The organism is Streptomyces sp. RP5T (assembly GCF_003933965.1).
GTDB lineage: Bacteria > Actinomycetota > Actinomycetes > Streptomycetales > Streptomycetaceae > Streptomyces.
The window spans coordinates 1-13,523 of sequence record NZ_RSAJ01000214.1 but is presented as its reverse complement, the minus strand read 5'-3'; the positions used below and the strand labels follow the sequence as shown (position 1 = coordinate 13,523).

The window sequence follows — 13,523 nt, the reverse complement described above, 5'->3', positions numbered from 1 at the left end:
CCCCCAGCCCTGCCCGCGCCGGGCTCCTGACCGGGCATCGGCTTGGGGCGCAACGCTGTCTGTTCCATCGATCGCCTCCGGCTTGATCACCACCGGCTGGTGTCTACCCGGCGGACCGGCACGCGACGAGCCACGAACGAGTGAGACTGACGGGCGGTCAGGAGCGGGAAGCGGCCGCGATCAGCGCAGGGCCGGGGCACGGTCCGGGAGGAAGCCGTGGGTGCGGCCGGCCAGGTGTTCGGCCTTGTAGCGGTCGACCGTGCGGTGCCAGTGCAGGATGCCCGCCATCCAGTGCTGGAGGTCGGTCACATAGCCGCGCATGACCTCGCGTGCCTCCTCCGAGAGCCCGAAGTCGTCGTACACGACCGGCAGTTCGTGCGCGGCGACGTGCTCGAACTGCTGCATGCGCTGGGTCATGAGGTCGTGGACGACGCGCAGCGCGCTCGGGTAGTCGATGCCGAAGAAGTTCTGCACGACGAGGATCGCGTTGTGGACCTCGCCCTCGTACTCGATCTCCTTCTGGTAGGAGAAGACGTCGTTGAGCAGGCACGCGTAGTCGACGGCGGCGTTCTCCAGGGAGCGCACGGGTCCGCTGCGGTAGACCTCCGGCGGGACCGCGGGGCCGTGGCCCATCCGGCACATGCTCATGGTGAGGTCGGAGCCGAAGGTGGCGCGCCGCATCTCCAGGTAGTCGACCGGGTCGGGCACGCGGTGCAGGATCTGGTTGCCCAGCTCCCAGACCCAGCTCTCGGTCATCACGTTCACGGCGTCCTTGAGGGTGCGCCGCTGGTCGGGGGTCATCTCGGCCGTGGTGCGGGCCCACAGGTCGATCAGGCCGCGCTCCATGGCGTTGACGGGCACGAGGGTCTGCTCGCCGTCCAGGGGCATGCAGTCCGACAGCCGCTGGGTGGTGAGCCGGGCGGCGGCGAGGTCGCGGCGGCCGCCGTAGACGAGGGGGTAGTAGTCGTCGCCGTAGGTGCCCCAGGCCAGCCAGGCCGAGCTCAGGTCCAGCGCCTCGGGGCTCGCGTCCGGGTCGATGCCCGCCGCGCACAGGGGGAGGTCGGCCGCGGCGAGCTTGTCCTCGTCCCAGACACCCTCCTGGAGCATGCCCACGCGGTGCGTCCACTCGGCGAGACGGGGGCGGGCGCCGGGCAGGTGCGGGCTGAGCTCGTTCTGGAAGGGCATGTGGAAGTCGGGCAGCAGGGACGGCCCGACCTTCTGGAACGGCACGTGCGTGTGCGCGCGCAGCCGCTCGGCGCCGGCCGCGGCGAGCAGGGCGCCGACGTCGGCGGCCGAGGTGCCGGGGCCGGTCAGGGTCTGCCAGGGGGAGGCGGTGTCGGCACGGGCGTTCATGTAGCGGCTGGAGCGCATGTGCCATTCGTGACCGCCGGACTGCCAGTCCTGGAGGCCCTGCGTGTACTTGGCGACGGCGGCCACCTCGGCCGGGGACAGACCGCGCTCCAGGGCGACGGCCGGGACCTCGGTGAGGGCGGTGTGCTCGAACTGGTGGAGGCGGGAGGTGAGGACGTCGTTGACGGTGTCGGCGGCCTCCTGGGTGGTGCAGCCGAAGAAGGTCTCCAGGACGAGGACGCCGTTGCTGAGCTCGCCCTCGTCCTCGACCTCGCGCTGGTAGGAGAAGAGGTCGTTGCGCAGGTGGACGCCGTCGGAGAAGGTCTCCATCAGCACGCGCAGGGGCCGTGAACCGGCGACGGACGCGGGCACCTCCGCCGTCGCGTACTCCACCAGGCCGGCCGACCAGGGGGCGCCGCCGACCTTGCGGCGCATCTCGATGTACTCGACGGGGTTGGCGATCCGCCCCTCGTTGATGTTCGACAGCTCCCACAGGGACTCGTTGAGCAGGTGCTCGGTGGCGACCGCGAAGCGGCGGCGCCAGTCGGCGGACATCGACGGCACGGTCCGCGTCCACAGATCGGCCAGACCCGCCTCGACGGGGTTGCGCGGCTCGGGCATCGGGGTCGACAGGTCCATCGGCATGAACAGGGGCAGCCGGTCGAGGTAGGCCTTGCCGCCGGCGCGGTCCTGGGTGCGCTTGAAGGTCTCCAGGAAGTGGTCGTCGAAGAAGAAGACCCACACGTACCAGTCGGTGACGAGCGAGAGCGCGGGGCCGTCGCAGTCGGGGTGTGTGTAGGCGCAGAGGAGGCCGTAGTCGTGTGCGTCGAGGTCGGACTGCTCCCAGATCCCGGAGCCCTCCAGCATGCCCATCTCGCGCGCCCACGCGGTCGAGTGGGCGCGGGCCTCGTCGAGGTGGGGGTTCAGCCGCGCGGGATACGGCATGTAGAAGTGCGGGAGTTCGAAGGGCTGCTGCGTCATGAGCCGGGCCCTACCCAGGGCTCCGAGCGGGCATCCACCGCGGCACACATGATCACACCATCGCGTGAATCCGGGACGAAACCGGCAGTTCCCGGCGTCTGTTGTGGCGTCGAGGGCCGCCGCGGTGGTTCGCGGACCACGACAGAAGCGTCCCGGTCCTTCCCCCGCTGCCCCGCCGACGCGCCCGGACGTCTCGTGTCGCACCTCATCGACGGGATCAAGTCCCTACGCGCCCATGTGACATGAGAACCTGGACAGGAGAGGGGTTCGGACGTAGCCGTCGAGGTGTGTGCCGACAGGGGGTCCTCGTTGTTCGGGGCAGAGTTGTTCACCCAGACCGCCGCCGCCGCGGCGGGCACGATGGTCGGGCTGATGACCACGGATGCCTGGCAGGTGGCCCGGCAGCGGATGGCGCGGTTCCTGCGGCGGGAGGACGTCGAGCGGCTGGACCGGGCCCGCGCCGAGCTCGACGCGGCACCGCCGGCCCGGCAGCAGATCATGCTGCGGGAGCAGCGCCAGGAGTGGGACTCCACCCTGCGCGCTCTGCTGGCCCGCGATCCCGATCTGTCCGGCCTGCTGGCCGAGTTCGTCCAGGAGTTCTCCGGCGTCGCGCGCCCGGTCCTCATCCAGATCCAGCAGGCGCAGGCCCCGCTGGAGCCGGTCCGTGCCCCGGGCGCGCTGACCGTCGCGCCTCCCCTGGGCCGGCTCGACCGCCGGGTGCGGGGCCGTGAGCCGCTCCTCGACACCCTCAAACAGCTGGTGGGCAAGCCGACTTCGGGTGTGCGGGTGCTGCACGGCATGGGCGGGAGCGGGAAGACGACGGTCGCCCTGGAGATCGCCGCCCACGCCGCCGCGCTGAACGTCGACGTGTGGTGGGTGACGGCGAAGAACCCCGCCACACTGAGCGCCGGGATGCGCGAGGTGGTGGCCGCGCTCGGCACCCCCGCGGATCTCATCGACCGTGCCTGGTCGGGGCGTTCGAGCGCGACCGACCTGCTGTGGCGGCGGCTGTGCGACACCGCGCACCCCTGGCTGCTGGTGGTGGACAACGCGGACGAGCCCGAACACCTGGCGCCCTACGGCCGGTTGGCGGAGGGCAGGGGCTGGATCCGGCCCGCCGCGGAGCTGCCGGGGCTGGTGCTGATCACCAGCCGGGACAGCAGCCCGACGACCTGGGGACCGTGGGCCACGCTGCACTCCGTCGACGCCCTGGAGGAGGACGACGCCACCGAGGTGCTGTGGGACCTGGCCGGGGAGCGGGCCGGTTCCCGTGAGGACGCGCGGCTGCTGACCCGGCGGCTCGGCGGGCTGCCGCTGGCGCTGCGCATCGCGGGCTCGCATCTCGCGGCCGCGTCGGCGTTCCCCGCCTGGCCGGGCACGACGACCGTGCGGACGTACGCCGACTACCGGGTGGCCCTCGACGAGCGCTTCACCGAGCTGCTCGACGAGCGGCCGCCCGGGCGGCAGGGCAGCAGCTACTCCGTCCCGGTGACCGGCACCTGGGAGCTGTCGCTGGACCTGCTGGAGCGGCGGGGCATCGGGCAGGCCCGGCCGCTGATGCGGCTGCTGTGCTGTCTCGGCGAGGCGCCGGTGCCGCTGGTGGACCTGTTACGCCCCGACCGGCTGGCGGACTCCTCGCTGCTGCCCGGTGTCACACCCCAGGAGCTGTACACCGCGCTCACCGCGCTCGCCGACTTCGGCCTGGTCGAGCTGCACACCCCGCCCGGCGGCGACGACCACACCCGCACCCTGCTGATGCACCCGCTGGTCAGGGACGCCGGCCGGCTCCAGCGGGACCTGGCCGAGCATCTGAGGGAGTACGCGTCCGTCGTCGCCGACCTGGTCGTCTGCGCCACCGTCGAGCTCAGCGAGGACGACCCGCGCGACTGGCCGCGCTGGCGGCTGCTGCTCCCGCACTGCGACGCCCCGCTGGCCCTGATCGGGGACCCGTACGAGGCGCAGGACGAGCTGGTCTCCAAGGCGCTGCGGGCGGCGGCGGCCGGGGCCCGGCATCTGATCCGGCGGGGCTGGCTGGACCGGGCGGAGGAGGTGCTCGGGGCGTGTGAGCCGGTGGTGCTCGCCTGCGGTCCGCGCGATCCCGACGCCCTCGAAGTACGGTCCGCCGCGGCCCACCTGCTCCATCTGCGGGGCCGGCTGCCGGCGGCCGAGTCGCTGCTGCGGGCCGTGCTGGAGGACACGCGGGCCCTGTTCGGCGACGCGGCCGGTGAGACCGCGGACGTCCGGTACGCGCTCGCGAACCTGCTCAACGGCCGGGGCCGCCCCGTCGAGGCGGAGACCGAGTACCGCGCGGTCCACGCCACGCGCCGGGCCCTGCTGGGCGAACGCGACCCGCGGACCCTGGCGGCCCGCAAGGGCGTGGCCTGGATGGCCCGGTACCGCGGGCTGCTCGCGGAGGCGGAGGAGGAGTACCGCCTGCTGCGGGACGCCTACCGGGAGACGCTCGGCGCGAACCACCCCGACACTTTGGTCACCCGGCACGAGATGGCCCAGGTGCTGCACGAGCGCGGCATGTTCCGGCAGGCCGAGCAGGAGCTGCGGGAGACGCTCGGGCTGTGCGCGGACGTCCTGGGCGAGCGCCACCCGATCACCCTCGCGGTGCGCCACGACCTCGCGGACGTCCTGCGTGACCGGGGCCTTCTCGTGGAGGCGGAGCAGGAGTTCCGTACGGTGCTGGCGCTGCGCGCGGACGCCTACGGCGAGGACCACCCGGAGACCGTCGCCGCCCGGCACGGCCTGGCCACCGTGCTGCGCGACCGGGGCTGGCCCACCGACGCGGAGAGCGAGTTCCGGGAGGTCTTCGAGGTCCAGCGCCGGCTGCTCGGCGACATGCACCCGCACACCCTGGTGGTCCGGCACAACCTCGCCGACCTGCTCATGGAGCGCGGTCAACTGGAGGCGGCGGAGGCGGAGTTCAGGGAGGTGTACGCGGCCCGCCGGGAGGTGCTCGGCGAACAGCACCTGCTGACCCTCTCGGTGCGGCACGGCGCCGCGCACGTCCTGCACCTGCGGGGCCGCACCGACCGGGCCGAGACGGAGTACCGCACGGTCCTGGCGGACTGCGTGGAGACCCTCGGCCCGCGCCACCCGGGCACGCTCGCGGTCCGCCACAACCTCGCCGACCTGCTCAAGGACCAGGGCCGGCTGGCCGCGGCGGAACAGGAGTTCAGGGAGGTCTACGAGGCCCGCAGGACCGTTCTCGGCGAACAGCACCTGCTCACGCTGTCCGTGCGGCACGGCGCCGCGCACGTCCTGCACCTGCGCGGTCGCATGGAGCAGGCGGAGGCGGAGTACCGGACCGTGCTCGCGGACTGCGTGGAGACCCTCGGCCCGCGCCACCCGGGCACGCTCGCGGTCCGCCACAACCTCGCCGACCTGCTGTGCCTCAAGGGGGAACCGGACGCGGCGGAAGCGGAGTTCACGGAAGTGCGGGCGGCCTGCGAGGAGGTGCTGGGGTCGCGCCATCCGCGCACCCTGGCCGCGCGGGCGGCCCTGGACCGCCTGCGCTCCGAGGATCAGCCGCCCAGGGATCCCGACTCGGCGGCGACCGGCTCGTAGCCCGGGAAGTGGGCGGGGATCCGGCTGAGGTCCCACAGGGCGAGCGTCTTGTCGTCGTAGAAGTCGTCCGACTCGTCGTCGCCGATGACCTGGAGCGGCTCGGGAAGCCCGAAGGGGGCCAGCCGGAGGTTGATCGGCCGCCACCAGCCCGTGACGATGTCGGTGTTGGCGGACGTCCGGGAGAACGTCGTGGTGAGCAGATAGCGCGAGCCGCTGTCCCGGAAGCGGGTCAGCGCCTCCACCACGTGCTGGTAGGAGAAGTGCACGAGGGCGTCCCGGCACACGATGAGATCGACCCGCGGCACGGGCTGGGCGGTGAAGTCCAGCAGCTGGAACTCCCGCCCGGGGCCGGGGTGTTCGGCGCGGTTGGCGGCGACGAGTTCGGCGACGACGTCCCCGCCGAGGTAGGTGGCGCCGTGCAGGTCGACGTGGCGCATCCAGTTCAGGTCGCCGCAGGGCGCGTCGAGCACCGAGCGGACACCCAGGTCCTTGATGAGAGAACCGATTCGGGCGATGACGCGCTTCATGCGCTGGAGTTCGGAGCCCGGTCCGGAACGGGTCTCGTCGGAGCCCCAGCGGTTGGTGCGGTAGATGTCCGTGAACACCTCGTGCAGGTCGGGCTCGTCACGGGCGTCCGAGACGTCGAGGTAGCGCCGTGCGTCCACGTCGTAGACGGGCTCCCCAGGATTGCTCAGGTACCGCGGGGTCAATGACGTCCTCTTTCGCTGCCCGTCGGCGGGACGTAGGGCAGCCCACCGGTAAACCCCGGCAGCATAACTCCCCTCAGGGCCGGACCTGGATGAGCGCGTGCGTCCCGCTCGTGCGCCAGCCGCGGCCCTCCGCCTCGTCGAGCGCGGTCTCGGTGCGCCCGTCGAGCCCGGTGACGACATCGGACTTCAGGGTGCGCAGGGCGGCGACCGGCCCCGGGAAGTACGCGGTCACCTCGGCGAAGGGCGTGCTCGCCGGCCACCACCGGTCGCCCACCAGACGCCGGTAGTTGAGGTCGCCCTTCAGGACGGTGAGGGCGGCCCCGCCGATCTCGGCCCGCAGGTCGCCGGGCATGTCCGCGTAGGGCAGCGGCGCGCAGGAGAACGCGTGCGCACGGACGTCGAGCCGCCCGTCGGCCATGGCGTCCCACAGCAGGCGCCCGTAGGCCGCGGCCTGTCCCGGCGCCCGCACGAGCCGGCGCAGCGCGTCGACGACGTCGGCGCAGGTCGCGTCGGAGACGTAGTAGGGGTACGGCTTCACGTGCAGGACGGCCCGTTCGACGCGGCCGTGTCCGAGGAGGTGGGCGATGAGAAGGAGGTCGGGGATCAGCTCGCGTCCGGCGTTGTCGGCGATCAGGCAGAGGGTGCCGGCGCCGTCGAGCAGGGACCGGAGCCGGTCGCTGTCGTCGGCGACCAGATCCGGGACGGCGGCCCGCCCCTCGGCGTCCTTGTCGGAGAGCCGGAACCCGAGGTCGGCGCGGTTGCCCCACAACGAGCCGTGCAGCAGGGCCGCGCCGCGCTCCTCGGCCGGCAGGGCGGCGAGTTCGTCGAGGGCGGCCAGCTCCTGGTCGGTTTCCGGGGAGTCGAGTTCGGCGAGCTTGGAGGGGCGGAAGGGGTCGATGCCCCGCCAGGGCCCGTCCCCGAAGTACCCGACGGCGTCCAGCAGCCGCCGGTAGAAGTAGCTCTCGGACCACAGCCAGGGCACGTCGAACCAGGACTGTCCGAGAAAGCCGCCGATCCCCCACTCGCTCCACGCCCCGCCCGGAAGCGGCTCGATCACGCCCTTGGTGCAGCTGTCGAGCAGCGCGTCGAGGGCGCGGTGCTGCTCGGGCCCGTAGGGGAACGCCTCGCGCACCTGCTCGATGATCGCGGGATGCCGCTCGGCGAGCACGCCGTACGGGAAGGATCCGGGTTCGTTGCCGAGGATGACGGCGGCGCCGATAGACATGCAGCGACTGTAACCACTCGCGTCGGGCCTGCTCACCCGCTGCCGCGGGACTCCTGCTCCAGCTGACTGACCAGCGCCAGGTAGCGGGCCCGTCGGGGAACCGGCACCAGGCCCCGGATCATCACGTGCCACATCTCCGCGAGCCGCCGCGGCTGCCGCCCCACCGGTTCCAGATGCCGCCCCACCACCCGCGTGCCGACGAAGAAGCAGACCAGCGAGTGTGCCATCGCGTCCACGTCGGTGTCCGGGTGGAGGTCGGACTCCTTGACGGCTCCCAGCAGTTTCGCCGTGGCCAGCTCCAGCCACTCCGTGAACGGATGGCGCAGCGGCGGCCGCACCTCGACGCCGCCCGTGGCGAGCCGGAGCCCGGCGCGGAGCACCGGTCCCTCGACCGACAGTCGCGCTATCCCGAAGGTGACGCGGACCAGTGCCTCCAGCGAGGTGTACCCGCGGGCGTCCACGTCCCCCGCGAGCTGCCGTGACGCCCGCGACTGGATCTCCATGATCGCGTGGGCGAGGTCGTCCTTCGCGGCGAAGTGGAAGTAGAGCGCGCCTTTGGTGACTTGGGCGTGCGCGACGATGTCGCTCAGACTGGTCGATTCATAGCCGCGACGGTCGAACAGATCGGCGGCGGCGGTGATGATCGTCGCTCGGGTCTGTTCAGCGCGTAACTGCCTCGGCATCGACTGCACACTCCTGTGACGCAAAAGAACGGGTCATGCCGTTTGTTTCTGACTCCCTGTACACGATATCTCACCCTGCGACGGCACCGACCCGGCACGCGAAGACCTCCGACTCCCCCTGCAGCGCGACGACTTGTACGTCGTCGCCGGCCGCCTCGCTCAGTTCCACCCAGACCGGTTCATCGAGCTCCGCGTACTGGTGAAACGTGGCGTGGAACGAGGCGGGCACCCGCCCCGGCCCCGTGTGCGCGCGTACGGCCTGCCGGGCGGCCTCCAGCAGGAGCATGCCGGGGACGTGGTCCAGGGGGTGGTCGAAGAAAACAGGATGCGCGGTATCGACACGCAGCCGTCGGCGGCCGGGTCGGGCGGTGGGCGCGAGGAGGACGTCGGCGGCGAGGACCCGCCCCACCGTCTCGGGGGGCAGCGGCTCCGGCAGCGGACGCGGCAGCCGCAGGGAGCCGGTGTCGGCGGTGCGCCCCGCGCGCAGCCGGCGGTACACGGAGTCCTTCGTCCAGGTCACGGCGATGCCGCCGGTCCCGACCCGTTCACCGCCCAGGCGTACGACGGCTTCGTAGCGCAGTGCGGCCGGCCGGCCGGCGCGGCGGCGGACCTCCGTGACGGTGACGTCGATGACGGGTTCGGCGGGGGCGGAGCCGACGGCCAGGTGCTCGGGGCGGGTGTCGGTACGCAGTTCCTGGAGGACGAACTGATACCCGAGCGGGACGTCGTACGCCGCGTGGGCGAGCAGGGCCCCGCACTGACGGACCGTTTCTGCAATCAACAGCGGCTCGTACGCCGAGCGGTCCGGGGACACGTGTAACTGATGGGCGCGCGGCCACTGGGCGGTGATGGTGAACCGGTCGGCGCCCGCCCTGGTCCAGCCGGTCAGGAGGATCTCCGCGACGGCCACCCGGTGCACGAACTCACGGGGTACGGTCGCCGTCAGGAGCCCGGAACCGGGCCGGGCCCGCGTGAACTGCCGCAACTCTGGCATGTGTCCCCCTCGTTCCTCCGAAGCGATGACGGACGGTGAGGTGCCCGTGCCGGTGAGCGATAGAGTACGAGGGATTCCGGTCTGTTTTCAATGTGACCCGATCGCGACCGGACGAGATCCGAACTCGGCGCATGGGAGGGGTTCTTATGGCGAGACAGGAGCGCGCCATCAGGACACGCAGGACGATCGTGGAGGCCGCGGGCGCCGTCTTCGACGAACACGGGTACGCCGCGAGCACCATCGCGATGGTGCTGGAGCGGGCCGAGGTCACCAAGGGCGCCCTGTATTTCCACTTCCCCTCCAAGGAGTCGCTGGCCCAGGCGGTGCTCGACGAGCAGTTGTCCCTGGGTGCCGTTCCGCCGCATCCGTGCAAGGTGCAGGAGATCGTAGACATGACGTTCGTCTTCGGGCAGCGGCTGCGGACCAACGCCCTGCTGAAGGGGAGCGTGCGGCTGACGGTGGACCAGTGCGCGCCGCCCGGGGTCGATCACACGGGTCCGTTCCGGCAGTGGAGCGATCATCTGGTGGCGATGCTCCAGGAGGCCCGGGAACAGGGCGAGTTGCTGCCCACGGTCGAGCCGCGGAACACGGCGGACCTGCTGGTCGGGGCGTTCGCCGGGGTGCAGTTGATGTCACGGGCGCTGCACGGGCGGGAGGATCTGGGGCAGCGGATCTCCGTGATGTGGGCCCACATGCTGCCGAGCATCGCGGTGCCGGCGCTGCTGATCGGCATCGACAGCCGGCCCGACCGCGGGGCGCGGGTGCTGGCCTCTCTCGGCAGTGGTGAACTGGTGGGCGCCAAGGCATGATCGGGGTGCGGCCGGGTCAAGTGCGCGGGCGGCCTTGCCCGGTCCCGCACGAGCACGGCCGTGCCCGGTCCCGAACATGAGAGGCCGGCCGGTGCCCATCCGCACCGGCCGGCCCGCTCGTTCGGGGAGTTCGCTCAGAAGGTCAGCTTCCAGCCGTTGAGCGTGCCCGTGTCCTGGGCGGCCGTGTCCTGGACGCGGAGCTTCCAGGTGCCGTTGGCCGTCTCGGAGGAGGCGTTGACGGTGTAGGTGGTGTTGACGTTGTCCGCGGAGTCCGAGCCGCTCGCCGCCTTCAGGCTGTACACCGTGCCGTCCGGGGCGACGAGGCCGATCGTCAGGTCACCGCGGTAGGTGTGGGTGATGTCGACGCCGACCTGCAGGGCCGAGGGGGCGCTGCCGCTGCGGCCGCTGACGGTGATGGCGGACTCGATCGCCGAGCCGGCGTCGGGGATCGGGACGGCCGTGGTGCTGGAGAAGGTCGTCCCCGTCGTCGTACCGCCGCCGCTCACGGCCGCCACCGTCCTGGCCGCGTCGGCCAGGCCCGCGCCGCAGCCGCCGGAGCAGGCGCCGGGCAGCGGACGGGCGTTGTTCTTGATGGCGGTCTCGATCTGCGCCGGGGTCAGCGCCGGGTTCGCCGACTTCACCAGCGCGACCAGGCCCGCGATGTGCGGGGTGGCCATGCTGGTGCCCTGGTAGTACGCGTACGACTCCGAGGACGGCGTCGAGGCACCGGAGTTGAGCGTGGACAGGATGCCGTTGGCGGTGCCGGTGCTGGTCTGGCCGCCGGGCGCCGAGATGTCCACGAGGGAGCCGTAGTTGGAGTAGGAGGCCTTGGCTCCGGTGCGGTTGGTCGCGGCGACCGAGATGATGTTGTTGCAGTTGCCCGGCGAGTGGCCGGAGACGTTCTCGTTGTCGTTGCCGGCGGCCACCACGACGGTGGTGCCGCGGCTGACGGCGTTGTTGATGGCGGTCTGGGTGGCCGAGGTGCAGGCGCCGTCGCCGCCGAGGCTCATGTTGATGACCTTGGCGACATTGGTGTTGGCGGGCACGCCGGAGACGGTGCCGCCGGACGCCCAGGTGATGGCGTCGATGATGTCGGAGTCGTAGCCGCCGCACTTGCCGAGGACGCGCACCGGGGAGATCTTCGCGCCGTACGCGATGCCCGCGACGCCCTTGCCGTTGTTCGTGACCGCGGCGATGGTGCCGGCGACATGGGTGCCGTGCCAGGAGGAGCCTGAGGCCGGGATGCCGGAGCCGCACTCGCCCGCGGCGTAGTAGTCGCCCGGGTCGGCCGGGTTGCTGTCGCGGCCGTTGCCGTCCACGGAGACGGCGGTGTCGGAGATGAAGTCGTAGCCGGCGACGATGTTCGCGGCGAGGTCGGAGTGGGTGACGTAGCCGGTGTCGATGACGGCGACGGTGACTCCGCTGCCGGTCGAGGTCGGCCACGCGCCCGGCACGTTCATGCCGGCCGTGGCCTCGTACAGGTCCCACTGCTTGGCGTACTCGGTGTCGTTCGGGTCGGCCTGCGGCTTGTTGAGGCGGTCCGGCACGACGTAGGCGACCTGCGGGTCGGCCCTGAACTCGGCGACCGCGTCGGCGACTTCGGCCCTGCTCGGGTCTGCCCCCAGGTCGACCAGGGCGGCCCCGGTGCCGAGTCTGCGCTGGAAATCGGCGTCCTTGGCGGCGGCGTCGGCCTCGGCGGCCTTGTTCGAAGTGGCCTCGGCGGCACCGGACTTGTAGCCGACGATGAGGCGCTCGGCCTGGATGCCGGGGGCGGCCTCGGTGAGCGCGGCCGGGACGGCGGCAGGCTGAGCGGGGGTGTCCTGGGCGGCGGCGACGGAGGCCGAGCCGACACAGAGGAGAGCCGCGGAGACGGCGGCGGCGGATATCAGCTTCCGCCGAGGGGAGGGGGAGGTACGCAAGGGCTTGCCTTTCGGGGCCGTGCTCCGGGCAGCGCGGAGCAGCAGTCGAATTCGCTTCTTCGGTGAAGCGGCGGGGGGGTGAAGCCAGGAGCGCGTGGGCCGGCCAAGACGGGGAAGCGTGACCCGTTCGGGGTTACCTGTGGGTCAGCTGTGGTCGAACGATAGGCAAAGAGCAGGTCATGCGGATACAGGGGAAACCCTTGATCAGGCCGGAAACACCCCCTGCGAGACGGCCGGTTGACCGGTGCGGGCGCCTTTGCCCCGTCGCTCGCGGTGCCGCTGCTGCCCGCGGGCGATCCGATGGGCGGTCTCCCGCGCCCCGACGGCCCGCAGGCGTTCACCGTCACCGAACTCGTCGAGCAGGTACGCGCGCGGCTGCCGGCGACCGCCACGCGCGGCGCGCCGGACGGTGCGGAGGCGGACCTCGCTCAGTCCCTCGCCTCCCTGGTCGTCGAGGACCGGATCTTCGCGAGCGGCACCGGCATCGGCGACGTGGCGGCGAGGAACCCGGTGCGTCGGTGAACGCGCGGGGGCCGCGTCGCGTACTGCACGGAAGCCCGTCGTTCCCGCGCCGCCCGAGGAGGCGTTCCGGATGGCCCGGATGCCCTGGACAACAGCCCGTCGTACGAGTGCGGCGGCCGCCGCCGCCCTGACCCCGTTCCTCCTGACCGTGTTCGCCGCGGCGCCCGCGCAGGCCCATGGCGCTCCCACGGATCCGGTCAGCCGGGTCTTCGCCTGCTCCCCCGACGGCGGCTCCTCGGGCACGACCGCGTGCCGGGCCGCCATCGCGGCGAACGGTGCGCCCTTCACCGCGTGGGACAACCTGCGGGTCGCGAACGTGAACGGCCGGGACCGGCAGACGATCCCCGACGGAAAGCTGTGCAGCGGCGGCCTGCCCGCCTACCGGGGCCTCGACCTGGCCCGCTCCGACTGGCCCGCCACACGCCTGTCCCCCGGCGCGACCCTGACCATGAAGTACGTCTCGACGATCCCGCACACCGGCACGTTCCGCATGTACCTCACCGAGCCGGGCTACGACCCGTCGAAGCCGCTGAAGTGGTCCGATCTCCCGCAGCAGCCGTTCGCCGAGGTGAAGGACCCGGCGCTGACGGACGGCGCGTACCGCATCCGGATGACGCTGCCGAAGGACCGCACGGGCCGGCAGGTGCTGTACACGATCTGGCAGAACAGCAGTACCGCGGACACCTATTACTCGTGCTCGGACGTGGTGTTCCCGGCGGCCGCCGGCAACGACGGGGGCGGGAACGGGGCAGGG

Annotated in this window: 10 protein-coding genes; 4 read left to right on the top strand and 6 right to left on the bottom strand. The window is 72.1% G+C overall.

The features are described from left to right. Positions 1 to 180 precede the first annotated feature (180 nt). Positions 181 to 2,331 (bottom strand): germacradienol/geosmin synthase Cyc2, encoded by a 2,151-nt coding sequence (gene cyc2, locus EHS43_RS22315; RefSeq protein WP_125192541.1) that lies wholly within the window; start codon positions 2,329 to 2,331, stop codon positions 181 to 183. 309 nt (positions 2,332 to 2,640) lie between these two features. Here cyc2 and fxsT point away from each other — a divergent pair, with 309 nt between their 5' ends. Continuing rightward, complete coding sequence (fxsT, locus tag EHS43_RS22310; RefSeq protein WP_125192540.1) at positions 2,641 to 5,907, top strand: FxSxx-COOH system tetratricopeptide repeat protein; 3,267 nt, start codon at positions 2,641 to 2,643, stop codon at positions 5,905 to 5,907. Here the strand turns inward: fxsT and EHS43_RS22305 are convergent. The 4 genes from EHS43_RS22305 to EHS43_RS22290 all read right to left on the bottom strand — a co-directional run bounded on the left by EHS43_RS22305 (position 5,865) and on the right by EHS43_RS22290 (position 9,519). Then, on the bottom strand, positions 5,865 to 6,617 hold the full coding sequence (locus tag EHS43_RS22305; RefSeq protein ID WP_125192539.1) for a class I SAM-dependent methyltransferase: 753 nt from the start codon (positions 6,615 to 6,617) through the stop codon (positions 5,865 to 5,867). The two genes, fxsT and EHS43_RS22305, sit on opposite strands and share 43 nt — an antisense overlap. A gap of 73 nt (positions 6,618 to 6,690) precedes the next feature. Further along, positions 6,691 to 7,842: a damage-control phosphatase ARMT1 family protein gene (locus EHS43_RS22300; protein WP_125192538.1), complete on the bottom strand. Its 1,152-nt coding sequence runs from the start codon at positions 7,840 to 7,842 to the stop codon at positions 6,691 to 6,693. Positions 7,843 to 7,874: 32 nt separating this feature from the next. Further along, complete coding sequence (locus tag EHS43_RS22295) at positions 7,875 to 8,525, bottom strand: ScbR family autoregulator-binding transcription factor (RefSeq protein ID WP_125192537.1); 651 nt, start codon at positions 8,523 to 8,525, stop codon at positions 7,875 to 7,877. Between the two features lie 70 nt (positions 8,526 to 8,595). Further along, positions 8,596 to 9,519, bottom strand: coding sequence for a ScbA/BarX family gamma-butyrolactone biosynthesis protein (locus EHS43_RS22290; RefSeq protein ID WP_125192536.1), 924 nt, complete (start codon positions 9,517 to 9,519; stop codon positions 8,596 to 8,598). A 146-nt stretch (positions 9,520 to 9,665) separates the two neighbouring features. Here EHS43_RS22290 and EHS43_RS22285 point away from each other — a divergent pair, with 146 nt between their 5' ends. Beyond that, positions 9,666 to 10,328: a ScbR family autoregulator-binding transcription factor gene (locus EHS43_RS22285; RefSeq protein ID WP_125192535.1), complete on the top strand. Its 663-nt coding sequence runs from the start codon at positions 9,666 to 9,668 to the stop codon at positions 10,326 to 10,328. Positions 10,329 to 10,462: 134 nt separating this feature from the next. Here EHS43_RS22285 and EHS43_RS22280 read toward each other — a convergent pair whose 3' ends face one another. Then, complete coding sequence (locus EHS43_RS22280; RefSeq protein WP_125192534.1) at positions 10,463 to 12,247, bottom strand: S8 family serine peptidase; 1,785 nt, start codon at positions 12,245 to 12,247, stop codon at positions 10,463 to 10,465. 237 nt (positions 12,248 to 12,484) lie between these two features. Between EHS43_RS22280 and EHS43_RS22275 the strand changes: the two genes are divergently transcribed. Together EHS43_RS22275 and EHS43_RS22270 are read left to right on the top strand one after the other, a co-directional pair. Beyond that, positions 12,485 to 12,769: a hypothetical protein gene (locus tag EHS43_RS22275; protein ID WP_125192533.1), complete on the top strand. Its 285-nt coding sequence runs from the start codon at positions 12,485 to 12,487 to the stop codon at positions 12,767 to 12,769. Positions 12,770 to 12,848: 79 nt separating this feature from the next. Then, positions 12,849 to 13,523: lytic polysaccharide monooxygenase (locus tag EHS43_RS22270; protein ID WP_185806360.1), on the top strand; the 675-nt coding region annotated here is incomplete at its 3' end.